22 protein-coding genes and 1 pseudogene are annotated in these 24,589 nt (G+C 40.7%); 17 read left to right on the top strand and 6 right to left on the bottom strand.

Features of this window, described 5'->3' with window-relative positions; all coding sequences use genetic code 11:
- Positions 1-967 precede the first annotated feature (967 nt).
- The 9 genes from HMPREF2987_RS02955 (at position 968) to pyrE (ending at position 11,783) form a co-directional block, all read left to right on the top strand.
- Positions 968-1,555 carry an ABC transporter ATP-binding protein gene (locus tag HMPREF2987_RS02955; protein WP_075229268.1) on the top strand — a complete coding sequence of 196 codons (588 nt, stop codon included), beginning with the start codon at positions 968-970 and terminating at the stop codon, positions 1,553-1,555.
- A 3-nt stretch (positions 1,556-1,558) separates the two neighbouring features.
- Entirely contained in the window at positions 1,559-2,743 is a 1,185-nt protein-coding gene (locus HMPREF2987_RS02950; RefSeq protein WP_075229267.1) for a hypothetical protein, read from the top strand.
- 204 nt (positions 2,744-2,947) lie between these two features.
- On the top strand, positions 2,948-3,649 hold the full coding sequence (locus HMPREF2987_RS02945) for an ABC transporter ATP-binding protein (protein WP_000323392.1): 702 nt from the start codon (positions 2,948-2,950) through the stop codon (positions 3,647-3,649).
- A 1-nt stretch (position 3,650) separates the two neighbouring features.
- On the top strand, positions 3,651-6,356 hold the full coding sequence (locus HMPREF2987_RS02940) for an ABC transporter permease (protein WP_075229266.1): 2,706 nt from the start codon (positions 3,651-3,653) through the stop codon (positions 6,354-6,356).
- A gap of 95 nt (positions 6,357-6,451) precedes the next feature.
- A complete protein-coding gene (gene murD / locus HMPREF2987_RS02935) occupies positions 6,452-7,804 on the top strand; it encodes a UDP-N-acetylmuramoyl-L-alanine--D-glutamate ligase (protein ID WP_075229265.1) in 1,353 nt (450 codons plus the stop codon).
- Between the two features lies 1 nt (position 7,805).
- Positions 7,806-8,864 (top strand): UDP-N-acetylglucosamine--N-acetylmuramyl-(pentapeptide) pyrophosphoryl-undecaprenol N-acetylglucosamine transferase, encoded by a 1,059-nt coding sequence (locus HMPREF2987_RS02930; protein WP_075229264.1) that lies wholly within the window; start codon positions 7,806-7,808, stop codon positions 8,862-8,864.
- A 9-nt stretch (positions 8,865-8,873) separates the two neighbouring features.
- Complete coding sequence (locus HMPREF2987_RS02925) at positions 8,874-10,154, top strand: cell division protein FtsQ/DivIB (RefSeq protein ID WP_075229263.1); 1,281 nt, start codon at positions 8,874-8,876, stop codon at positions 10,152-10,154.
- Positions 10,155-10,410: 256 nt separating this feature from the next.
- Positions 10,411-11,112: an orotidine-5'-phosphate decarboxylase gene (pyrF, locus tag HMPREF2987_RS02920; RefSeq protein ID WP_075229262.1), complete on the top strand. Its 702-nt coding sequence runs from the start codon at positions 10,411-10,413 to the stop codon at positions 11,110-11,112.
- 38 nt (positions 11,113-11,150) lie between these two features.
- Positions 11,151-11,783, top strand: a complete 633-nt coding sequence (pyrE, locus tag HMPREF2987_RS02915; protein WP_075229261.1) for an orotate phosphoribosyltransferase — start codon at positions 11,151-11,153, stop codon at positions 11,781-11,783.
- A 60-nt stretch (positions 11,784-11,843) separates the two neighbouring features.
- Here the strand turns inward: pyrE and HMPREF2987_RS02910 are convergent, their stop codons facing one another.
- From HMPREF2987_RS02910 to HMPREF2987_RS02895, 4 genes are read right to left on the bottom strand one after another with little or no spacing between them, the layout of a single operon-like run.
- A complete protein-coding gene (locus tag HMPREF2987_RS02910) occupies positions 11,844-12,710 on the bottom strand; it encodes a cysteine ABC transporter substrate-binding protein (protein ID WP_075229260.1) in 867 nt (288 codons plus the stop codon).
- A gap of 18 nt (positions 12,711-12,728) precedes the next feature.
- A complete protein-coding gene (locus HMPREF2987_RS02905) occupies positions 12,729-13,487 on the bottom strand; it encodes an amino acid ABC transporter ATP-binding protein (RefSeq protein WP_004252334.1) in 759 nt (252 codons plus the stop codon).
- Positions 13,488-14,165 (bottom strand): amino acid ABC transporter permease, encoded by a 678-nt coding sequence (locus HMPREF2987_RS02900; protein WP_049509559.1) that lies wholly within the window; start codon positions 14,163-14,165, stop codon positions 13,488-13,490.
- On the bottom strand, positions 14,125-14,805 hold the full coding sequence (locus tag HMPREF2987_RS02895; protein WP_075229259.1) for an amino acid ABC transporter permease: 681 nt from the start codon (positions 14,803-14,805) through the stop codon (positions 14,125-14,127). Before HMPREF2987_RS02895 ends, HMPREF2987_RS02900 begins: the two co-directional genes overlap by 41 nt.
- Before the next feature lie 204 nt (positions 14,806-15,009).
- On the opposite strand from HMPREF2987_RS02895, the gene HMPREF2987_RS02890 reads away from it, so the two are divergent.
- From HMPREF2987_RS02890 to HMPREF2987_RS02870, 5 genes are all read left to right on the top strand, one after another.
- The gene (locus HMPREF2987_RS02890; protein ID WP_075229258.1) at positions 15,010-15,405 is read left to right on the top strand and encodes a CopY/TcrY family copper transport repressor; all 396 of its coding nucleotides are present in this window, start codon (positions 15,010-15,012) and stop codon (positions 15,403-15,405) included.
- Between the two features lie 10 nt (positions 15,406-15,415).
- Positions 15,416-15,787, top strand: coding sequence for a cupredoxin domain-containing protein (locus HMPREF2987_RS02885; RefSeq protein WP_004252344.1), 372 nt, complete (start codon positions 15,416-15,418; stop codon positions 15,785-15,787).
- A gap of 9 nt (positions 15,788-15,796) precedes the next feature.
- Positions 15,797-18,019: a heavy metal translocating P-type ATPase gene (locus HMPREF2987_RS02880; RefSeq protein ID WP_075229257.1), complete on the top strand. Its 2,223-nt coding sequence runs from the start codon at positions 15,797-15,799 to the stop codon at positions 18,017-18,019.
- Between the two features lie 217 nt (positions 18,020-18,236).
- On the top strand, positions 18,237-20,012 hold the full coding sequence (gene spxB, locus HMPREF2987_RS02875) for a pyruvate oxidase (RefSeq protein ID WP_075229256.1): 1,776 nt from the start codon (positions 18,237-18,239) through the stop codon (positions 20,010-20,012).
- A gap of 110 nt (positions 20,013-20,122) precedes the next feature.
- Positions 20,123-20,470: a VOC family protein gene (locus tag HMPREF2987_RS02870; RefSeq protein ID WP_020901924.1), complete on the top strand. Its 348-nt coding sequence runs from the start codon at positions 20,123-20,125 to the stop codon at positions 20,468-20,470.
- A gap of 177 nt (positions 20,471-20,647) precedes the next feature.
- On the opposite strand, the gene HMPREF2987_RS02865 is transcribed toward HMPREF2987_RS02870, so the two are convergent.
- The gene (locus HMPREF2987_RS02865; RefSeq protein WP_075229255.1) at positions 20,648-20,992 is read right to left on the bottom strand and encodes a LapA family protein; all 345 of its coding nucleotides are present in this window, start codon (positions 20,990-20,992) and stop codon (positions 20,648-20,650) included.
- A gap of 322 nt (positions 20,993-21,314) precedes the next feature.
- Between HMPREF2987_RS02865 and HMPREF2987_RS02860 the strand changes: the two genes are divergently transcribed.
- From HMPREF2987_RS02860 to manA, 3 genes and pseudogenes are all read left to right on the top strand, one after another.
- Positions 21,315-21,575: a SemiSWEET family transporter gene (locus HMPREF2987_RS02860; protein ID WP_025170330.1), complete on the top strand. Its 261-nt coding sequence runs from the start codon at positions 21,315-21,317 to the stop codon at positions 21,573-21,575.
- Positions 21,576-21,809: 234 nt separating this feature from the next.
- Positions 21,810-21,965 (top strand): annotated as a pseudogene (locus HMPREF2987_RS10255) (family 1 glycosylhydrolase); the annotation flags it as partial.
- Between the two features lie 120 nt (positions 21,966-22,085).
- Positions 22,086-23,030 carry a mannose-6-phosphate isomerase, class I gene (manA, locus tag HMPREF2987_RS02855; protein WP_075229254.1) on the top strand — a complete coding sequence of 315 codons (945 nt, stop codon included), beginning with the start codon at positions 22,086-22,088 and terminating at the stop codon, positions 23,028-23,030.
- A gap of 42 nt (positions 23,031-23,072) precedes the next feature.
- On the opposite strand, the gene HMPREF2987_RS02850 is transcribed toward manA, so the two are convergent.
- Positions 23,073-24,413, bottom strand: a complete 1,341-nt coding sequence (locus HMPREF2987_RS02850) for a sodium-dependent transporter (RefSeq protein WP_075229375.1) — start codon at positions 24,411-24,413, stop codon at positions 23,073-23,075.
- Positions 24,414-24,589 lie beyond the last annotated feature (176 nt).

Below are 24,589 nucleotides of genomic sequence, written 5' to 3'. Positions count from 1 at the left end.
CTAAAGAAAATGCTGGCCTTGCAGCCGTAGGTCTTGTAGGAGCACTTCTTGGTATGTTTGCTATGGGAAAGAAAAAAGAAGACGAATAGGATGATGTAAAAGCATCAAAGTCATAGAGATTGGCAAGAAACAGATCTCGACAATAAAAAGCGGACAAAACTAGTTTTCTGATAAATAGAATCTGGTCTTGTTCGCTTTTTTGGCTCATTGTCAACTGTAGTGAACAACAAGAAAGTATAATACTCTTCGAAAATTAAATTCAAACCGCGTCAACGTCGCCTTGGATTATATATGTGACTGACTTCATCAGTCTTATCTACAACCTCAAAGCAGTGCTTTGAGCAGCCTGCGGCTAGTTTCCTAGTTTGCTCTTTGATTTTCATTGAGTATAAGACAGAGCTGGCTTCTTATTCATAAATTACCTTTCATTTGATAGCAGGTTCCCTTGAAGATATTTAGTCTGCTAAACCAAGGCTAGTCTTAGCCTAAGCCATTTTATCAAATGAAATCACATCGCATATTTTCTCGATGCTAGTTAAACAATCTTATTTTTAGAAAGTATGATTAGCTAACTTCTAAGTGTTATATATTATTAAAACAAAAGGGAACTGTTGTATAAAAACGGGGAAAATGATATAATAAAAGCGTTTTCAATAGTAATGATATAAATGCAATGAAAAGTCAGTCAAAGTCGTGATACTAGCTAGTTTGTTATCAATTGGTCTTTTTAGTCCAGTGTATCTGATGTGACAGTCACTAAAAGTTATCGGTATGATTGGAATACGGTTTGGGAATATAGTACCAACTATCACGACCATTAATCTTTTAACATCTCGTCATGGTCTCGTTATGACAGCTATTCTGAGTATAAAGTTGGTTCTGGCTGGAATTTCTATCATTATGAGGTTATAAACTACTACAGCCGAGACTTTTAGTCGTTAAAGAGTGAGAAAAAGGAGGGGTTGATATGTTAAGGCTTACTCATGTTACCTTAAAAACGCGACAAATCATTTTACAAGATGTAGATTTTACCTTTGAGAAAGGTAGGATTTATGGAGTTCTTGCTATCAATGGCTCTGGAAAGACGACCCTGTTCCGTGCCATTAGCAATTTAATTCCTATAAGTAGTGGAAATATCGCAGCCCCTCCTTCTTTATTTTATTATGAGAGTATTGAATGGCTGGATGGAAACTTAAGTGGGATGGACTACCTTCGTCTTATCAAAAACATCTGGAAGTCAGGGCTGAACTTGGGGGATGAAATTGATTACTGGGAAATGTCTGACTATATCAGCCTTCCCATCCGCAAGTATTCCTTAGGTATGAAGCAACGCTTGGTGATTGCCATGTATTTCCTTAGTCAAGCGAAATGTTGGCTCATGGATGAGATTACAAATGGCTTAGATGAGTATTATCGACAGAAGTTTTTTGATAGGCTGGCACGAATCGATAGACAAGAACAGCTGGTTCTTTTAAGTTCCCACTATAAGGAAGAGTTGCTTGATGTCTGCGATAGAGTAGTAACCATTCATCAGGGGCAGATAGAAGAGGTTTAGTTTATGAAAGATGTTAGTCTATTTTTATTAAAAAAAGTTTTCAAAAGTCGCTTAAACTGGATTATCTTAGCTTTATTTGTATCTGGACTCGGTGTTACCTTTTATTTTAATAGTCAGACTGCAAACTCCGTCAGCTTGGAGAACGAGTTGGAAACCCGTCTTGTAAAAAATGAGAGAGTCATCAATGAATATGAAGAGAAACTCTCCCAAATATCTGATACCAACTCGGAGGAATACCAGAGTGCTAAAATTAATTTAGAATCGCAAAAAAATCTTTTGACTCAAAAGAAAGAAATTCTGGCTTTGTTAAAAGAAGGACGCTGGAAAGAAGCCTACTATTTGCAGTGGCAAGCTGAGGAAAAGAGTTATGAAATTGTATCGAAGCAACCGACTGCTAGCTCTGACTTTAAAATGGCGGTTGACCGCGAACGAAAGACTTACCAAGCCCTATATCCCTTGAACATAAAAGCCCACAATTTAGTTTATCCGACCCACGGGATTGATCAGATTGTCTGGATTTTAGAGCTTATCATCCCAAGCTTGTTTGTGGTTGCTATTATTTTTATGCTAACGCAACTGTTCGCAGAAAGATATCAAAATCATCTGGATACAGCTCAGTTATATCCTTTTTCAAAAGTGACATTTGCAATATCCTCTCTTGGAGTTGGAGTGGGTTATGTAACTGTGCTGTTTATCGGAATCAGCGGATTTTCTTTTCTAGTGGGAAGTCTGATAAGTGGTTTTGGACAGTTAGATTATCCCTACCCGATTTATAGCTTAGTGAATCAAGAGGTAACTATTGGAAAGATACAAGATGTGTTATTTCCTGGCTTGTTATTAGCTTTCTTAGCTTTTATCGTTGTTGTGGAAGTCGTCTACTTGATTGCATACTATTTCAAGCAAAAAATGCCTGTCCTCTTTATTTCCTTAATTGGGATAGTTGGCTTATTGTTTGGTATCCAAAACATTCAGCCTCTTCAAAGGATTGCACATCTGATTCCCTTTACTTACTTGCGTTCAGTGGAGATTTTGTCTGGAAGATTACCTAAGCAGATTGATAATGTCAATCTAAATTGGGGCATGGGGGTGGTCTTACTGCCTTGCCTGATTATCCTTTTGTTAGTGGGAATTCTATTTATCGAAAGTTTGGGAAATTCACGAAAAAAGAGTATGTTAAATAGGTGTTAGTTTTCCTATTTCCACTTGATAACTACTTCATGCAATCAAGAATATGAAAGAACATCCGAATCATTGTTAGCTATGAAAAATGAGGGGAAACGAATCTCAGGAGACTCTCAAAATATGAGCTAAAAAAAAGTCATCATTAGATGGCTTTTTTGCTATCAAAAGAGTTATAATAAAGATGAAAATAGGAGAAGAGGAGGAGATAGGATGGCTTATATTGAAATGAAAAACAGCTATAAGAGGTATCATACTGGTGATACAGAAATTGTAGCCAATCGGGATGTCAACTTCGAGATTGAAAAGGGAGAACTAGTCATTATCCTTGGGTCATCTGGTGCAGGGAAGTCAACAGTTTTAAATATTCTTGGTGGTATGGATACAAACGATGAAGGGCAAGTCTGGATTGATGGGACCAATATCTCGAATTTCACTTCTCATCAGAGAACTAACTATCGTAGAGATGACGTTGGCTTTGTCTTTCAGTTTTACAACTTGGTTTCTAACTTGACTGCTAAGGAAAATGTTGAGCTAGCTTCAGAAATTGTTGCCGATGCCTTGGATCCTGAGCAGGTTCTCAAGGATGTAGGATTAGGGCACCGTCTCAATAACTTTCCAGCTCAGCTGTCAGGCGGTGAGCAACAACGGGTATCCATTGCTCGAGCCGTGGCTAAAAATCCTAAAATTCTCCTTTGTGATGAACCAACGGGAGCTTTGGATTACCAGACGGGTAAGCAGGTTCTAAAGATTCTTCAAGATATGTCACGTAAGAAGGGGGCCACCGTTATCATCGTGACCCATAATGCCTCCCTAGCTCCAATAGCTGATCGGGTGATTCAGATGCATGATGCCAGTGTCAAGAGTGTTGTCCTCAATCCTCAACCACAGGATATTGATGATTTGGAGTACTAAGATGAAAAGAAAGACATATTGGAAAGACCTGCTCCAGTCTTTCACAGGTTCAAAGGGACGGTTTTTATCCATCCTAACTCTAATGATGTTAGGTTCTTTAGCCGTGGTTGGTCTCAAAGTAGCCAGTCCCAATATGGAGCGAACAGCATGGGATTATATTCAAAAAGCCAATCTGACTGATATTACTGTCATAGCAGATTATGGTCTAGATCAGGCAGACCAGGAAGAATTGCAAAACCATACGGGAGCAGATGTCGAGTTTGGTTATATGACAGATTTGACTCTGGCAAATAGTGAAGATGCCATACGAATCTTTTCAAATACTGATAAGATTTCAAAATTTCAAGTAACGGAAGGTCGTTTGCCTGAAAAAGAAGATGAACTAGCCTTGGCGGATTTTTGGAAAGATCGCTATCAGATTGGTCAAGTCATTCATTTGAGTCAAAAGAATGGCAGTAATTCTCAATTAAAGCGGGATAGCTATACCATTACAGGCTTCGTCCACTCTCCAGATATTTTTTCAAAATCAGATATGGGGAGTTCAGTCAGTGGTAATGGAAATCTAGCAGCTTACGCTGTCGTAACTGAAGAAAATTTTAAGAGCTCTGTATACACGATTGCCCGCTTGCGTTTTGCTAGCCTAACAGATGTCAATCCTTTCTCTAGTGATTACGAAAAGAAGCTAGAGGAAGAAGAGGAGACTTTAAAGGAACTAGTTGCTGATAATGGACAAGCGCGGCTAGAGAAAATGAAGAAGGATGCCCAAGAGTCCCTTGATGAGGGCAAGAAACAACTAGACGAGGCAGAGACCAACTTGACAGCTGGCAAGAAACGCCTGCAAGAAATCGAAACGCGTCTACAAGCTCAAGAAAATCAAGTGAGCCAACTACCAGAACCACAAAAAAGTCAAGCATCTAGTCAGTTAGAAGAAGCAAAAGAACAACTAAAGCAGGAACAGGAAAAGCTGAGCCAAGCCGAAACAGATCTTACTAAGGAAAAGGCTAAATGGCAGACCAGTCAGGATGAAGTCAATGCTCTGACAGAGCCAACCTATCATGTCTACAATCGCAAGAGTTCTCCTACTAGCCAAGGTTATCTCATGTATAGCAACTCGGCTATGAGTATTCGTGCCGTAGGGAATATCTTCCCAGTTGTTCTCTATGCCGTAGCAGCCATGGTTACCTTTACCACCATGACACGATTTGTAGACGAGGAAAGGACCAATGCAGGGATTTTCAAAGCTCTAGGCTACCATAGCAAGGATATCATTGCTAAGTTTGTGATTTATGGTCTGGTTGCTGGTACTCTTGGCACCCTTCTAGGAATTCTGATTGGTCATTATGTCTTAGCACCCACAATCTCTCATATCATCACTGAACGAATGATCGTTGGTGAGAGTCAGCAGTATTTCTATTGGACCTATAGTTGTTTAGCTCTGGGCCTAAGCTTAGTGGCTAGTGTCCTACCTGCCTACCTTGTATCTCGCAGAGAGTTACATGAAGAAGCAGCACAATTATTACTACCCAAGCCACCAGTCAAGGGCTCAAAGATTCTCTTGGAGCGGATCACCTTTATCTGGTCTCATTTGAGCTTTACCCAAAAGGTAACTGCCCGCAACATTTTCCGTTACAAACAACGCATGCTGATGACCATTTTTGGAGTTGCAGGTTCAGTAGCCCTCCTCTTTGCAGGGCTTGGTATTCAATCCTCTGTGGTTGGCGTGGCCGACAGGCAGTTTAAGGATCTGCAACAATACCAGATGGTTCTCTCTGTCAATTCTAGAGCTTCAGATTCTGATAAGGCAAAGCTAGAAGAAAAATTGCAGAGTGATGAAGTTGAAAACTATCGTTTAATTTCTTCCAAACAGGTTGAGGAAAAGTATGCAGGCAAGGCAGGTGTTCAAACCGTGACCATCATGGTAACGGATCAAGATGACCTGGCTCCCTTTGTCGTTCTAGAAAAAAATGGGGAAAAACTGAGCTTATCTAACGGACTTGTTCTGACTGAAAAATTAGCCCAGTTAGCAGGAGTTTCCGTTGGTGACAACTTTACAATAGATGGAAAAACCTTTAAGGTTGGAGCCATTACCGAACACTACGTAGGCCATTTTGTTTATATGAATCAGGCGACCTATGAGGAGATATATGGTCAAGCTCCCAAGATGAACACCTATCTGGTCCAACTTAAGGATAAAAGTGAAGGGAATACTGAAAGAGTCGCAGGAGAATTTATGGACCAGGCGGCTGTCAGTGGTCTCGTTCAAAATGCCTCCACCATTCAACTCTTTGAAAGTTTTGCTAATTCTCTGAATCATACCATGGCGATTTTGGTGCTGGTATCGGTGCTACTAGCTATTGTGATTCTCTATAATTTGACCAATATCAATGTTGCTGAACGGATTCGGGAACTCTCAACCATCAAGGTTCTTGGTTTTCATAACAAAGAAGTGACCCTTTACATCTATCGGGAAACCATCCTATTGTCACTAATTGGAATGATTGTAGGATTGGTATCAGGCTTTTATCTCCATCAATTTCTCATTCAGATGATCGCACCCGGTACCTTCCGTTTTCAACCAAAGGTCGGCTGGGAAGTTTATCTCATCCCAGTTCTAGCCGTCAGTGTCATTTTGACCATCCTAGGAATTTTTGTCAATCATTATCTCCGAAAGGTGGATATGTTAGAAGCCCTCAAGTCTGTAGAATAATTGGTAGAGGATAAAAACAAATAAGAAAGCCCTTTGTGGCTTTTTTATTTTCATAAAAATGGTAAAATAGTAAGAGTAGAAATGGAGTTCTAGATATGAAACGAATTGATCAATTTGAAAATAAGAAAGTATTAGTCCTAGGTTTGGCTAAATCTGGTGAATCTGCAGCTCGTCTCTTGGACAAGCTAGGAGCCATCGTAACGGTGAATGATGGCAAGCCTTTTGAGGAAAATCCAGCTGCGCAAAGTCTTTTGGAAGAGGGCATCAAGGTTGTCACTGGTGGACATCCTTTGGAATTATTGGATGAAGATTTTGCCCTCATGGTAAAAAATCCAGGAATTCCTTATAGCAATCCTATGATTGAAAAAGCTCTAGAAAAAGGCATTCCAGTTTTGACAGAGGTTGAGTTGGCCTACTTGATTTCTGATGCACCCATTGTTGGAATTACTGGTTCAAATGGTAAGACAACGACCACAACCATGATTGGAGAAGTTCTGACTGCTGCGGGGCAAAATGGACTCTTATCAGGTAACATCGGTTATCCTGCAAGCCAGGTAGCTCAGACAGCAACAGATAAGGATACCCTTGTCATGGAGCTATCATCTTTCCAACTAATGGGAATCCAAGAATTTCATCCTGAAATTGCTGTTATTACCAACCTGATGCCAACGCATATTGACTATCACGGTTCTTTTGAAGCCTATGTCGAAGCTAAGTGGAATATTCAAAGCAATATGACAGTGGCTGATTACTTAGTATTGAACTTCAACCAGGAATTAGCTCAAGAGCTTGCTACAAAGACAAACGCGACTGTAGTACCATTCTCAACCCTTGAAAAGGTTGACGGTGCTTATCTTGAAGATGGTCTTCTTTACTTCCGTGGTGAAAAAGTCATGGCAGCTGATGAAATCGGAGTTCCTGGTAGCCACAATGTGGAAAATGCTCTTGCAACCATTGCTGTAGCTAAACTTCGTGGTGTGGACAATGAAATCATCAAGGAAACCTTGTCAGCCTTTGGTGGTGTGAAGCACCGTCTCCAATTCGTAGATGAAATCAATGGGGTGAAATTCTACAACGATAGTAAGTCAACTAATATCTTGGCAACTCAAAAAGCCTTGTCAGGATTTGATAATAGCAAGGTTGTCTTGATTGCGGGTGGGTTGGACCGTGGAAATGAGTTTGATGAGTTGGTTCCAGACATCACTGGTCTTAAGAAAATGGTCATCCTCGGTCAGTCTGCAGAGCGTGTCAAACGTGCAGCGGACAAGGCTGGTGTGGCTTATGTGGATGCAACAGATATTGCTGATGCAACTCGTAAGGCTTATGAAATTGCGGAAGAAGGAGATGTGGTTCTCCTCAGTCCTGCTAATGCTAGCTGGGATATGTATGCCAACTTTGAGGTACGTGGAGATCTTTTCATCGACACTGTAGCGGAGTTAAAGGGATAATATGAAAAAAATAGTATTTACAGGTGGGGGAACGGTTGGACACGTTACCCTCAACCTTTTGTTAATGCCTAAGTTCATCGAAGATGGCTGGGAAGTCCACTATATTGGTGATAAAAATGGGATTGAGCATCATGAAATTCTCAAGTCAGGTTTAGATGTTACCTTCCATTCGATTGCAACAGGGAAATTGCGTCGTTATTTCTCATGGCAAAACATGGTTGACGTCTTTAAGGTTGCTTTTGGAATTCTTCAATCGCTCTTTATCATGCTTCGAGTTCGTCCACAAGCCCTCTTTTCTAAGGGTGGATTTGTATCTGTTCCGCCTGTTATTGCAGCGCGAGTATGCAGAGTACCAGTCTTTATCCACGAGTCTGACCTCTCTATGGGTTTGGCTAATAAGATTGCCTATAAGTTTGCGACTAAGATGTACTCTACTTTCGAGCAAGCGTCTAGTCTCACTAAGGTAGAACATGTAGGAGCTGTGACCAAGGTTTCTGGTCCAGTTATGGAAGAACCTGAAGAAATGGTGGATATCCGAACTTCTTTCAACGACAAGTTACCAACTCTTCTTTTCGTCGGAGGTTCTGCTGGGGCGCGTGTCTTTAACCAACTAGTAATAGACCACAAGGAAGAGCTGACTAGTCGCTATAATATCATTAACCTGACAGGTGATGCTAGTTTAAATGAACTAAGTTCAAACATCTACCGTGTTGACTATGCGACGGAACTCTATCAACCACTCATGAATATGGCTGATGTGGTCATCACTCGTGGTGGTGCCAATACGATTTTTGAACTTCTTGCCATGGCTAAATTGCATGTCATTGTCCCTCTTGGGCGTGAAGCTAGCCGTGGAGATCAGATTGAAAATGCGGCTTACTTTGTGAAAAAAGGCTATGCTGAGGAGTTGCAAGAGGGCGATTTGACCTTGTCTACTTTAGAAGAAAAAGTAAGTAAGCTTTTGACCCACAAAGAAGACTACCAGAACACGATGAAGAATTCTCATGAACTAAAATCTGTGGCGGATTTTTATGCGCTACTAAAAAAAGATCTATCATAAGGAAAATCGATGTCAAAGGATAAGAAACAAGAGCTAACGCAAGGCAAGGAATTGTCAGAGTGGCAAAAACGAAATCAAGAATATCTTCGAAAAAAGGCTGAAGAAGAGGCCAACTTAGCTAAAGAAGAAGCCAAGGGAGATTCAGGCAAAAAGGAAGTTTCAATAACTTCTGATGCAGAAACTAGCTTATCAGAGTGGCAGAAGAAAAACCGAGAGTATCTGCGTAAAAAGGCTGAAGAAACCAAAGAAGAGCAAAAGTCAGATATATCCGAAAATACAGAGGAAGCAACGGAAGTAGATCCTAATATCGAAGAGCAGAAGGAGCTTATAGCAGATGAGTCCTCGTCTGAACTTGAAGAGGAAGCAGCTGAAGCAGAACAAGTGGAAGACCAGACCGAAGAATCAGAAGCAGCAAAAGTAGAAAAGGTAGAAGAAAAGAAGGTTAAAACCAAGAAAAAGCCTACCAAGCCTTCTATTCCTAGAGTTCATATATGGCGTGCTGTTACGATTCTAATCCCGAGTTTGCTTTTCTTGGTCTTTTCGATCTATCTCTTGACGCCCTTCTCAACTCTGAAAAACATAGAAGTCACTGGGACAGTAGAGACCAATGCAGATCAAATCAAAGAGGCTTCAGGGATTCGTGATAGTGACTATACCTTTAGTCTACTTCTCAATAAAGACAAACATGCTGAGATGATTAAGTCCAATCACTGGATTGAATCTGCTAGCATTCACTATCAATTCCCGACCAATTTCACCATCCAGGTCAAGGAATACGGGATTGTAGCCTATTATGTTTCTGGAGAGGATCATTATCCGATTCTTTCTAGTGGGACGGTGGAAACTAGTCCAGTCAGTCTCCTTAGTTTACCAGAAACCTATCTATCTGTACTCTTTAACGATGAGCAGCAAGTCAAGACCTTGATTGCTCAACTGGCTGATGTTAGCCCAGAGATTAAGCAGGCTATCAAAACGATTGAATTGGCTCCAACTAGTGTAACCAGTGATCTGCTCAAGATTACCATGTATGATACGGATGAAGTTTTAGTTCCTCTATCAGAACTAGGTAAAAAATTGCCTTATTATAGTAAGATAAAACCACAATTAACAGTACCAAGTGGTATTGATATGGAAGTTGGGATCTATAGTTATAGCTTGACGGATAAGGCACTTGAGGAGGAGAGAATCAAGGCAAAAGAAGAGGAAAAGAAAAAGCTGGAAGAAGAGAAGAAAAAACAAGAGGAACAGGGTAATCAAAACCAAACAACTCAACAATCACAGAGTCGCTAAGCTTGAGAGTGTTCTATCGGCTTGATTGTGAGTCTTGGCTTTAAAGTCCTTCGGATACTAGTTTTTACTTGACAAGTCTCGCTTTAAATAATAGAATAGTAAAAAACCTTTAAAGCAGTCCAGAGAGGCAGCTAAGGTTAGACGGTGAAAGGGTGGATTCTACCCATTTTTCGTGGAACCTTGCTGTTGGCAGGTTCCTTTTTTGTAGTCTCTTTGACGGAAGCTGGGCTGATAAGAAAGATAAGAGGAGAAACGCATGCGTGAAAGTCGCCCAGTCATAGCTCTGGATTTTCCAAGTTTTGAAGAAGCCAAGAAGTTCTTAGCCCTATTTCCAGCAGAGGAAAAGCTCTATGTCAAAGTAGGAATGGAAATCTACTATGCTGTAGGGCCTGAAGTTGTCCGTTATTTGAAGTCATTAGGACATAGTGTCTTTTTGGATCTCAAACTGCATGATATTCCCAATACAGTCAAATCAACCATGAAAATTTTATCGAACCTGGGAGTTGACATGACCAATGTGCAGGCAGCAGGTGGGGTTGAAATGATGCAAGCAGCGCGTGAAGGATTGGGAGACAAGGGGATTCTCATAGCGGTGACCCAATTAACCTCAACCTCGGAAGAACAAATGCAGGAGTGTCAAAATATCCAAACCAGCCTCCAAGAGTCGGTTATCCACTATGCCCAGAAAACAGCTGAAGCTGGTCTAGATGGAGTCGTTTGCTCGGCTCAAGAAGCCAAGCTCATCAAACAAGCAACTCATGAAGACTTTATCTGTCTGACACCAGGGATTCGCCCAAGAGGGACAGAAGCAGGAGATCAGAAACGGGTAGTAACCCCAGGAGAAGCATACCAGATTGGCAGTGACTACATCGTAGTTGGTCGTCCGATTACGCAAGCAGCTGATCCAGTCGCAGCCTATCATGCCATCAAAGAAGAATGGACACAAGATTGGATTTAAAAAGAAGATTCATTTAACGCTATAAAAAGGAGCACATCATGACACTTGCTAAAGATATTGCTAGCCATCTATTGAAAATTCAAGCCGTTTACCTCAAACCAGAAGAGCCCTTTACATGGGCATCAGGCATTAAGTCACCGATTTACACAGACAACCGTGTAACACTTGCCTACCCAGAGACACGTACCTTGATTGAGAATGGATTTGTAGAAGCTATCAAAGAAGCCTTTCCTGAAGTAGAAGTGATTGCAGGAACTGCGACAGCAGGGATTCCACACGGAGCCATCATCGCTGATAAGATGAATCTGCCATTTGCCTATATCCGTAGCAAACCAAAAGACCACGGAGCAGGCAACCAAATCGAAGGCCGTGTAGCCCAAGGGCAAAAAATGGTCGTTGTTGAAGATTTGATTTCAACTGGTGGCTCAGTTCTTGAGGCCGTGGCTGCTGCCAAGCGTGAAGGAGCAGATGTTCTGGGTGTTGTAGCTATTTTCAGCTATCAACTAGCAAAAGCAGATAAGAACTTTGCGAATGCTGGTGTCAAACTGGTGACACTTTCAAACTATAGCGAACTCATCCACCTAGCCCAAGAAGAAGGTTATATCACACCAGAAGGACTTGACCTTTTAAAACGATTTAAAGAAGACCAGGAAAATTGGCAAAATGTTTAGAACATAGAAAAATCAGGTAGTCACTAGGATTACCTGATTTCTTTTTATTCTCGGAAAGTATTAGTCAACTTTTCCGCCTTCAACAACAAGGTCATCTGCTTTAGCAGCGTCACCGTAAGTTGGGTGGAGTGTTTTTTCATAGGCTTTGTGGAAGAAGTTTTCCTTACCTAATTTTTCGATTTCTTGGTTGATGTAGTCAAGTAATTCTTGCTTACCTTTTTGAACTGCTGGTGCGATGGTATCTGGGTTACCTAGAGAGGTAATTCCTACTTCAAATCCTTTGTTTTCAAGCGCCCAAGCTAGGACTTCAGTATTGTCAGTAGAAAAGGCATCTCCACGTCCGTCAAGAAGGGCTTGGTAGGCATCGCTATATTGATCGTATTTTTGTAGTTTTACTTCTGGGTGATTTTTCTCAAAGTAAGTTTCAGCAGTAGTTCCTTTTGTAACGATCAAGGTTTTGCCTTCAAGTTGCTTAACATCTGTAATGAGACCAGTCTTAGGTGACACAACACCGAGAGAAACTTTCATGTAAGGAAGGGCAAAGTCAACTTGTTTCTTACGTTCGTCAGTAACTGTGAAGTTGGCAAGGGTGATATCAACCTTGTTTGAAATCAAGTATTCAGCACGGTTGGCAGCATCGACAGAAACGTATTTGACCTTTACACCAAGGTCTTGTGCTAATTGGTTACCTAGTTCGATATCATAACCTTGGTAAGAACCATCATTGTCAACGTAACCAAATGGTTTCTTGTCTCCAAATACGGCGATTCGCAGTTCACCGCTTTTTTTGATTTCATCGATTGTGCGAGCCTTGGCAGTGGTTTTACCAGACGATGAACCAGCGTTTCCACCTGAGCTACAAGCTGTGATAAAGATAAGGGCAAAGGCGAGTGCTAAAACAGTTAAAAGTGGTTTAAGTAGTTTCATAATAATCTCCTTTATTGATTATAGATATGAGCCAAACTGGCTAAAGTCAAAGACATTTAAAAATTCTTGTGCTCGTTTCGTTTGTGGATTTGTGAAGAATTCTTGAGCAGTTCCTTCTTCAGCAATTTTTCCCTGGTCTAGAAAGATAATGCGATCCGCAATTGCTTGGGCAAACTGCATTTCATGGGTTACCAGTATCATGGTACGCCCTTCTTGTGCCAAGTCATTGATAAGTTCTAGGACCTCACGCACCATTTCTGGATCCAGTGAAGCAGTTACTTCGTCAAAGAGGATAATTTCTGGATGCATGAGAAGGGCACGAACGATGGCTACCCGTTGCTTTTGTCCACCAGATAACTGGCGAGCGAAGCTATGTTTTTTGTCTAGAAGTCCGACACGTTCCAGTAGTTGCAGAGCTTCTTCCGTTACTTCTTTCTTGTCTCTCCCTTGAGCCTTGATAGGGCCTAGGATGAGGTTTTGAAGGACATCCAAGTGAGGAAAGAGTTCATAACTTTGAAAGACCATACCGATCTTTTGGCGAACCAGGTGAAAATCTTTTTTATTTTCAACGATGGACTGGCCATCCAGCAGGATATCTCCTCCTTGAATACTTTCTAAACCATTGAGGCAACGAAGGAGGGTACTTTTCCCACAACCAGATGGTCCTAGGATGACGACAACTTCACCCTTTTTGATATCTAGAGAAAGTCCTTGGAGGATAGGATTGTCTCCGAAGGATTTTTTTAGTTCCTTGATTTCTAAAATAGTTTCAGACATTTAGTTCCTCCAATGTTTTTCTAGATGAGTAGATAGTTTGGAAATAGGGAAGCAAACTGCGAAATACAAGACTAGGATGGTTCCATATATCCAAAAGGAAGCGGTTGGGATGGTTAAGCGATTGCTATCGATGATTTGTTGTCCAACCTTGGTAACCTCAACAACCCCAATCAAAACAACCAAGGAAGTTGTTTTAATCATCCGAGTGACAAGGTTGATGGCTTGCGGTAGAAGCCTTCTCAAAACTTGAGGGATAATGATATGGTAGTAGAGTTGCACTTTAGTTAAGCCAAGCGCTTGTCCGCTCTCAAACTGATGCTTAGGAAGAGAAGTGATTGCTCCACGGACCAAGTCTCCCATCTCAGCTGTTCCCCAGAGGGTAAAAACGATAATGGCAGAAGTCTCACCAGAGATATTGATATTAAAGTTTCGAGCCAAACCAAAGTAAACGATGAAGAGAAGCACTAGCTGGGGCATGATACGGATAAATTCTAGATATAAGCGTGTCAAGAAGCGAATCACTCTAGAATGAGAAGTCATGATAATTCCCATAACTGTTCCGAAAATCATGGATAAGAAGACAGACAGGATAGAAATCCCAATCGTGACGCCCAATCCCTGTAAGATTCTCAGGAGATTATTTCCCTGAAAGAGTACTTGCATTCCCGAATCCTGCATGACGGAGCCTCCTTTCTATCCAACTAAAGACTAGTGAAATAGGTAGAAGCATGATAAGGTAAGCAACCACCAACATGGCTAGTGCGATATCTGTTTCATAGTAGAGTCCTATCAAATCCTTAGCAACGTACATAAGATCAGCAAGGGCAACCGCTGAGAAGACAGAAGTTTCCTTGATGAGGAAAATAACATTGGCGCTAAAGGATGGTAGAGCAACCGCTGTCGCTTGTGGCAGAACCACGTAGCGAAAGACCTGGAATGGAGTAAGCCCAATGGCTAAACCAATTTCATGCTGGGTTTGACTGACTGCTTCTAGCCCGCTTCGGAAGGATTCTGCCATATAGGAACCACCTAAAAAGATGAGCCCGACTGTTGCACAGACTTCTGAAGAAAGAACAATCCCTATTCTAGGTAGGCCGAAGTAGAGAAAGAAAAGTTGTATCAAAAGGGGTGTATTTCGTGAAAGTTCGATATAGGCTGTTGCCAACTGGGAGAAAACAGGAAGGCGGTAATGCCGGATGACGCTGACAAGTAGACCAACCAAAAAAGAACCTAGAATTCCCCAAACTGCAATATGCAAGGTTAGAAAGAATGCCTTTTGATATAGTGGTAGATATTGTTCAACAATGGACCAATCCAAAAATAGAACCTCCCATCTAGAAATGATAAAAACATTGTAGCATTAAAAATCTGCTTTGGATAATATGTATTTTCTATCACAATGATAGATAAAATCTATTGGAAAGAGAAATTTTAAAATTTTAAGGAAATTTAATTGACAAATGTAGATTTTGAGAGTATACTTAGTTTATAATTGACAAATGTAGATTTAGGAGGGATAACAATGCAGATTTCGGATGCAGAATGGCAGGTCATGAAGATTATCTGGATGCAGGGAGAGCAGACTAGTACTGATCTCATAAAAGTATTAGAGAAAAGGTTCAGTTGGTCCAAATCCACGATCCAGACACTCTTGGCTCGTTTGGTGGAGAAAGAATGTTTGACTCGAGAAAAACAGGGCAAGTCCTTTATTTATTCAGCTCTTTTGACGCAGGAAGATAGTAGGAAGTTACTTGTCCAGGATATCAAAGACAAGCTTTGTTCTCGCAGAATGAAACAGTTACTTGCTGATTTGATTGAAGAATGTGACTTTACCCTAGCTGACTTGGAAAGCTTGGAAGAAGTGATTTCAAAGAAAAAAACAAGTGCTGTAACAGAAGTAAGATGTAATTGTATGTAAAGGAGACGCTATGTTAAATCTATTTGTATCTATTGTTGTTTTAGGAATGATTGCTTTTATCCTCTTTTGGTTTTTCAAAAAACCGCAAGAAGATGCTAAGAGAGCCCAGCAAAAAAATGGCTATCAGGAGATTCGTGTGGAAGTCATGGGGGGCTACACTCCAGGAACTATTATCCTCAAAAAATCGCAACCAGCTCGCATTATTTTCGATCGAAAAGATCCTTCACCTTGCTTGGACCAAATCGTTTTCCCAGACTTTGGTGTGCATGCTGATCTGCCTATGGGAGACCAATATGTGGTTGAAATTACTCCTGAAGAAGCAGGAGAATATGGTTTCTCTTGTGGCATGAATATGATGCACGGTAAGATGATTGTAGAATAGGAGAATGATATGACTGAAATTGTAAAAGCAAGCCTTGAAAATGGTGTGCAAAAAATTCGTATTACAGCAGAAAAAGGCTATCATCCAGCCCATATTCAACTACAAAAAGGAGTTCCTGCTGAGATTACCTTTCACCGTGTGACACCATCAAACTGCTATAAGGAGATTCTCTTCGAAGAAGAAGGAATCCTAGAACCAATCGCTCAAGATGAGGAAAAAGTCATTCGTTTTACTCCTCAAGAGTTGGGTGAGCATGAATTTTCATGCGGCATGAAGATGCAGAAGGGGAGTTATACTGTAGTTGAGAAGACTCAAAAATCTCTAAGCCTTTTACAACGTTTTTGGATTACTAGTATCTTTACTATGCCTCTTGTGATTCTCATGATTGGGATGTCTACAGGAGGAATTAATCACCAAGTCATGCGTTGGGGCACCTTTTTAGCCACAACACCCATTATGCTGGTAGCTGGAGTTCCATATATCAGAAGCGCCTGGGCTAGTTTTAAAAAGCACAATTCCAACATGGATACCTTGGTTGCTCTGGGAACCCTAGTGGCCTATTTCTATAGCTTAGTTGCCCTCTTCACTGGTCTGCCCGTTTACTTTGAAAGTGCTGCATTTATCCTCTTCTTCATTCTTTTGGGAGCAGTTTTTGAGGAAAAAATGCGAAAAAATACTTCGCAGGCAGTCGAAAAATTATTAGACCTACAAGCCAAAACAGCAGAGGTTTTGCGTGATGATGTTTATGTTCAAATCCCTCTAGAACAAGTCAAAGTTGGGGATCTCATTCGCGTTCGACCAGGTGAAAAAATTGCCGTTGATGGGACTGTGTTAGAAGGTGAAACGAGTATTGATGAATCAATGGTAACTGGGGAAAGTATTCCAGTCGATAAATCAGTTGGAGATGCTGTTATTGGATCAACCATCAATAATAGTGGTACGATCATTTTTAGAGCTGAAAAAGTAGGTTCTGAAACAATGTTGGCTCAGATTGTAGACTTTGTGAAGAAAGCTCAAACAAGTCGTGCTCCTATTCAAGATTTGACAGACAAGATTTCTGGGATTTTTGTACCAGCAGTTGTCATTTTAGGACTTCTTACTTTTTGGGTCTGGTTTGTTTTGCTTGGTGAAAGCTTTGTGACTTCCCTTCTTTATGGAGTAGCAGTCTTGATTATTGCCTGCCCTTGTGCTCTTGGACTTGCGACACCGACAGCACTCATGGTTGGAACAGGACGAAGTGCCAAGATGGGAATTCTTCTCAAAAATGGTACAGTTTTACAGGAAATTCAAAAAGTCCAAACGGTTGTTTTTGATAAGACAGGAACCTTGACCGAAGGGAAGCCAGTAGTGACAGATGTTATTGGTGATGAAAGAGAAGTGCTCAGCTTGGCTGCTTCACTGGAAGATGTATCTCAACACCCGCTAGCTCAAGCTGTTGTTAATCGTGCATCTGAACTAGGAATTAGCCTTTACCCAGTGGAAAACTTCCAAGCCTTGCATGGAAAAGGTGTGACTGGGATTATTAATAGTAAACAAGTCTTGCTGGGGAATGCCAAACTCTTAGATGATCTTGCAATTCCACATGATTATCAAGAACGATTTGATTTGCTTGAGAAAGAAGCAAAAACAGTTGTCTTCCTATCCGTGGATGGTGAGTTAAAAGGCTTAATTGCCTTACAGGATGTCCCTAAGGAAAATGCCAAAGAAGCTATTGCTAAATTGAAAAAACGCGGTCTTAGAACGGTTATGCTTACAGGAGATAATGCTGGAGTAGCCCATGCCATTGCAAGCCAAATTGGAATCGAAGAAGTGATCGCAAATGTCTTGCCAGAGGAAAAGGCACATGAAATTCACAAGCTTCAAAAGAATGGCAAATTGGCCTTTGTTGGAGATGGCATCAATGATGCGCCGGCCCTCAGTGTAGCGGATGTCGGAATTGCCATGGGCTCTGGGACAGATATTGCCATTGAATCAGCAGATCTTGTCCTTACAACCAACAATTTACTAGGATTGGCACGTGCTTTTGATATGAGTAAGAAGACCTTTAATCGTATTCTACTCAATCTTTTCTGGGCTTCTATCTATAACCTCATTGGTATTCCGATTGCAGCAGGAGTGTTTTCTGGTCTTGGTTTGGTACTCAATCCAGAACTTGCAGGATTGGCCATGGCCTTTAGTTCAGTATCTGTTTTAATCAGCTCTCTCATGCTTAATTTTACTAAAGTCGATTAAAAAGGCGGTCTTAACCGCTTTTTTGCTATTCTAAAACAGATTTTCAAAACGTTTTCAATCTGTACTGTAATAGAGAATGAAAGTTTCTGAGCACATTCTTATGAAACTATAAGTAAATGTGATAAATTAGGAGTGTAAATTTACTGAATCGTTTTCAAAAAACATATAAAAGCGCTTTTATTATTCATCAAATTAACTTTTAAGGAGAGTTATCATTATGACTCAAGGGAAAATTACTGCATCTGCAGCAATGCTTAACGTATTGAAAACATGGGGCGTAGATACTATCTACGGTATCCCATCAGGAACACTTAGCTCACTTATGGACGCTTTGGCTGAAGACAAAGATATCCGTTTCTTGCAAGTTCGCCACGAAGAAACAGGTGCTCTTGCCGCTGTTATGCAAGCGAAATTTGGCGGCTCAATCGGTGTTGCAGTTGGTTCAGGTGGACCTGGTGCGACTCACTTGATTAATGGTGTTTACGATGCAGCAATGGATAACACTCCATTCCTAGCGATCCTTGGATCACGTCCAGTTAACGAATTGAACATGGATGCCTTCCAAGAATTGAACCAAAACCCAATGTACAACGGTATCGCTGTTTACAACAAACGTGTAGCTTACGCAGAGCAATTACCAAAAGTGATTGACGAAGCTTGCCGTGCTGCCGTTTCTAAAAAAGGTCCAGCTGTCGTTGAAATTCCAGTAAACTTCGGTTTCCAAGAAATCGACGAAAACTCATACTATGGATCAGGTTCATACGAGCGTTCATTCATCGCTCCTGCTTTGAACGAAGTTGAAATCGACAAAGCTGTTGAAATCTTGAACAATGCTGAACGTCCAGTGATCTATGCTGGTTACGGTGGTGTTAAAGCTGGTGAAGTGATCACTGAATTGTCACGTAAAATCAAAGCACCAATCATCACAACTGGTAAAAACTTTGAAGCTTTCGAATGGAACTATGAAGGTTTGACAGGTTCTGCTTACCGTGTTGGTTGGAAACCAGCCAACGAAGTGGTCTTTGAAGCAGATACAGTTCTTTTCCTTGGATCAAACTTCCCATTTGCTGAAGTATACGAAGCATTCAAAAACACTGAAAAATTCATCCAAGTTGATATTGACCCTTACAAACTTGGTAAACGTCACGCCCTAGACGCTTCAATCCTTGGTGACGCAGGTCAAGCAGCTAAAGCTATCCTTGACAAAGTGAACCCAGTTGAATCTACTCCATGGTGGCGTGCAAACGTGAAGAACAACCGAAACTGGCGTGATTACATGAACAAACTCGAAGGTAAAACTGAGGGTGAATTGCAATTGTATCAAGTTTACAATGCAATCAACAAACATGCTGATCAAGACGCTATCTACTCAATCGACGTCGGTAACTCTACTCAAACATCAACTCGTCACCTTCACATGACTCCTAAGAATATGTGGCGTACATCTCCACTCTTTGCAACAATGGGTATCGCTATCCCTGGTGGTATCGCTGCTAAGAAGGACAACCCAGATCGCCAAGTATGGAACATCATGGGTGACGGAGCTTTCAACATGGTTTATCCAGATGTTATTACTAACGTTCAATACAACCTTCCAGTTATCAACGTTGTCTTTACAAACGATGAGTATGCCTTCATCAAGAACAAATACGAAGATACAAACAAACACTTGTTTGGTGTAGACTTCACAAACGCTGACTACGCTAAAATCGCTGAAGCACAAGGAGCTGTTGGATTTACAGTAAACCGTATCGAAGATATCGATGCAGTTGTTGCAGAAGCTGTTAAATTGAACAAAGAAGGTAAGACAGTTGTCATCGATGCGCGCATCACACAACACCGTCCACTTCCAGTAGAAGTTCTTGAGTTGGATCCAAAACAACACTCAGAAGAAGCAATCAAGGCCTTCAAGGAAAAATACGAAGCAGAAGAACTCGTACCATTCCGTCTCTTCTTGGAAGAAGAAGGATTGCAATCACGCGCAATTAAATAATTTCTCTCGTCGAAAATCAAATTTTAAATTTGTAGAATTTATTCTTTGATTTTCATAGAGTGAAACTTAAAAAGATCGGAGCAATCCGGTCTTTTTATGGAGAATAGTAAATGAATTTAAATCAATTAGATATCATCGTTTCAAGTATTCCTCAAGTCTGTGCTGACTTGGAGCGTATTTTGGATAAACAGGCAGATTATGTTGATCAAGGCTTTGCTCAGTTCACGATTGGCAGTCATTGTCTAATGTTGTCCCAAAATCATTTGATTCCTTTGGAAGATTTTCAGTCAGGTATCATTCTTCACATTGAGATTGAGGATCTAGAGCAGAATTACCAACGTTTAAAAGAGAGAGGTGTCGAGATTTTACACGGTCCTTGTGAAACGGATTGGGGAACAGAGTCCTTATTAGTTAAAGGTCCTGCTGGTCTAGTGCTTGATTTTTATCGTATGAAATAAGGGGCTTAGTCATTTGAAGATAACCTTAACTATTCTTAAAACAGAATGTGAGAATATGAACTATTGAAAGATCGGAGCAATCCGGTTTTTTTTCTGTTATGCGATTTTCAGTCCGTCTCGTTCCATTAGGTGCGAGACAAAAAACCACCCGCTGACGGGTGGTTATGATTTCTACACTTATTGTTTGGCTTCCTGTTTTAATTGTTGCACCTGTTCCTTGTACTGGAGAAGCTCCTTGTCTTTTTTATGGATAGTCGTTTCTGCTTCAGCAATGCGGCTTTTCAGCTCTTGAGTCTTGCCATGGTGATAGCTAAAACCAATAGCACTACCAACAATGATCCCGATTACTAGACAAGTAAAAATCACCAAAATCAAGGAAGCAGATAGTTGTGTAAAGACAAGACTGACAGTTACTGTTTGACGATTGAGCAGACCAAAGCAGATCACAATGACTAATAAGATCAAACCGCCAATTAGATAAGCCTTATCTTTCAGTGACAATTCATTAAATTTTTTTAGCATAAGTTCCTTTTCTCCTGACTATGTTGATAGAAAATTACACACCATTTAGGTATTAACAAAATTCATTTTACTAGAAAATTTCGATACTGTCAATAATTTCTAACAGCTTATTTACCATCAATCGATTCATTGAAAAGGAGTATTCATTTTCTAATATTTGATTGACTAAACAGATCGGAGCAATCCAGTCTTTTTTCTGTTCCCACTTTCTTCTCACAAGATTGTGATAGTTTACATCTTTATAACAAAAGCTTCAAAGTCTTGATTGTTTTGAAAGAAGATTATAAAATAAGATTCAGTAAAAATGAAATAGGTTTTGAAAATAACTGAAAAACAAATGAAAATGTTAGGTTGGGTAGCGACCTTTATGTCTGTTATGATGTATATGTCTTACTTCCCACAAATCATGGACAATCTGGCTGGTCAAAAAGGAAATTTCATTGAGCCCTTGGTTGCAGCGATCAACTGTAGTCTATGGGTCTACTACGGTCTTTTCAAAAAAGAAAGAGATATCCCCCTTGCAGCAGCGAATGCACCAGGTATTATTTTTGGCCTAGTAACCGCTATCACAGCTTTGATTTAAAAGGAACAGAGGAGACTAGTTTTCAGTCTTCTTTTTTTGTTTCCGGGGAGGCTATTTGCTTTTTCGAGAGGATAATTTTTTAAAAAACAATCTGATCAACTTAAATAGTAGAATAGTATCAGTATGTCACAGTATTTTATAAGAAAAGGTTTCAGAATGAGCTATAATATAAGTAAATGAACAAGCAAATAAGAAAGTTGAGTAGACTTATGACCGAAAAACTGACTTTTCCGGATGGTTTCGGCTGGAACAGGCGAAATGAACAAGCGCTATGGCTTTATCTATGTTGATCGAGGCAATGCAGGAAATGGGACTCTCAAACGTAGTAAAAAGAAATCCTTCTACTGGTACAAGGACGTCATTGCCAGCAATGGTGCAAGCATTGAGTAGAACACATTTATTCACTATTTTTACAAAATCTTCTCCCTACTTTATAAGATGTGAAAAAGAGTTCAATTAGACCTAGCTTTTTGCTATAATGAGGGGAGAAAAATCAGACAGGAGATCGACATGTCAGAACCATTATTTTTAAATTCCGTTATGCAAGAAAAAATCTGGGGTGGGACTAAACTACGTGATGAGTTTGGCTATGACATCCCGAGCGAAAAGATTGGTGAATATTGGGCAATCTCAGCTCACCCAAATGGTGTTTCCAAGGTAGCCAATGGTCGCTTTGAGGGAATCGACCTCGCTACTTTGTATGCGGAACACCGTGAATTGTTTGGCAACCGTCCAGAGCCAGTATTTCCACTTTTGACCAAAATCCTTGATGCTAATGACTGGCTCAGTGTTCAAGTTCATCCAGACGATGCCTACGGACTAGAGCATGAAGGCGAACTCGGAAAAACAGAGTGCTGGTACATCATCGCCGCAGATGAAGGTTCTGAGATTATCTATGGCCACAATGCCAAATCAAAAGAAGAACTCCGTCAGCAAATCGAAGACAAGAACTGGGATGCCTTGCTGACAAAGGTTCCTGTTAAGGCTGGGGATTTCTTCTATGTTCCAAGTGGAACTATGCATGCTATCGGTGCAGGTATCTTAATTCTTGAAACGCAACAGTCTAGTGATACAACCTACCGTGTTTATGACTTTGACCGTAGGGATGATAATGGCAACTTGCGCGAGCTTCATCTTGAAAAATCCATCGATGTTTTAAATATCGGTGAGCCTGCAAATAGCCGTCCTGTAACAGTCAAAGCAGATGATTTGCGTTCAACTCTCCTTGTATCCAATGAATTCTTCGCAGTTTACAAGTGGGAAATTACTGGAAAAGTTGATTTTGAGAAGACAGCTGATTATAGCTTGTTTAGTGTCTTAGCTGGCCAAGGTCAACTAACTGTTGATGGAAAGAACTATCCAATCCAAAAAGGTAGTCACTTTATCCTACCAAGCGATGTTGAAGCATGGACTTTGGAAGGTCAAGGTCTAGAATTGATTGTTAGTCATCCATAAAAAGAAAGGGCCTGAGTTCATTACTCAAGTCCTTTTTTGTATTTACATAAATTGGGCGATAAAGACCACAATGATGATAATTGGAATGATGAAACGAAGAAGGAAGAGCCAGACTTGGAAAAGTCCTTGTTTCCAAGGTGTTTCATCAAGATGGAGTTCCTCCATTGCCAGTGCCTTTTTGAAAATATAGCCTGTAAAGAGAGACAAGCAGAGGGCGCCGAATGGCATGAAGAGGTTGGAAACCAAGAAATCCATAGCATCAAAGAAGGTTTTCCCAAAGATTTGAACATCCGCCATGACACCGTAGGATAGGGCCGAAGGGATACCAAAGATAAAGGTCAAGATACCTAAAATAAGACTCCATTTATTACGTTTTTCGTTATCTTGGTCAGTGATATTTCCAACATTAATTTCCAGCATAACGACAGAAGAAGTGACCGTCGCAAAGAGGAAGAGCAAGAGAAAGAGGATGTAGAAAATCGTACCAAAAGGCATCTTGTCAAAGAGTTGGGGCAAGACGATAAAGAGGAGACTCGGACCACCTTCAGACTGGATATTGAAGGCTGACATAGCTGGGAAAATAGCTAGTCCTGCCATGATCGATACAGAAATGTTCATGGCAACGATAGACATACCTGATTGGACCAGATTGGTTTTCTTATCTAGGTAAGAAGCATAGGTCAACATGGCCGTAACCCCGAGGGACAAAGCAAAGAATGACTGTCCTAGAGCATAGAGGAAACCAGCACTTGTCAGTTTTGAAAAGTCAGGTTTGAGGAAGTAAACCACACCTTCCATGGCATTTGGCAAGCTAAGAGAGCGCCCGATAATAATGACAAAGATGATAAATAGCAGGGGCATCATGACCTTAGATGCTCTTTCAATTCCTTTTTGGACTCCCTTAGATACGATAAAGATGTTGAGGAAGATAAAAAGAGTTTGAGACCCAAGGGCAATCCAAGGATTTGAAATGATGTCTGTAAAGAGTTGGGCATAATCACTGCTAATCCCAACTTGGAAGGCTTTAGCAATAGCGATACCTAGATAAACTAAAACCCATCCCCCGATAACACTGTAAAAGGATAAGAGGATGAAAAGGGCAAAGGCACCGATCCAACCGATAAAATTGTATTTGCTATTGTTGCCAAGTTTTCCAAAGGTTTTGATTGCTGACACGCCAGCGCACCGACCGAGGGCAAACTCAGCCAAGAGAAGTGGAAATCCAATCAATAGTGTCGAGATGAGAAAGACCAGTAAAAAACCTCCCCCACCATTGGCAGCAGTCATGTAAGGGAACTTCCAAACGGCCCCAAGACCAATAGCAGAACCTGCAGATGCAAGGATAAAGCCTAGTTTTGAGCCCCATTGCGATTTTTCAGACATTGTTAAACTCCAATCTATTTCTAAATAATGAAAGGCTACTTGAGTTGTCAAATAGCCTTCTCTCAATTGCTCTTTTGAGCTTATTCTTTGATTGATAGACTTGATTATCCTATCATGATTTTTCAAGTCTGTCAAGAAAGCGATTTTCATGTTTTTATAAAAAATATGATAAAATA

The sequence above is a fragment of the Streptococcus sp. HMSC067H01 genome, from assembly GCF_001814775.1.
Taxonomy (GTDB): domain Bacteria; phylum Bacillota; class Bacilli; order Lactobacillales; family Streptococcaceae; genus Streptococcus.
This window is presented reverse-complemented; position numbering and strand designations above follow the sequence as displayed.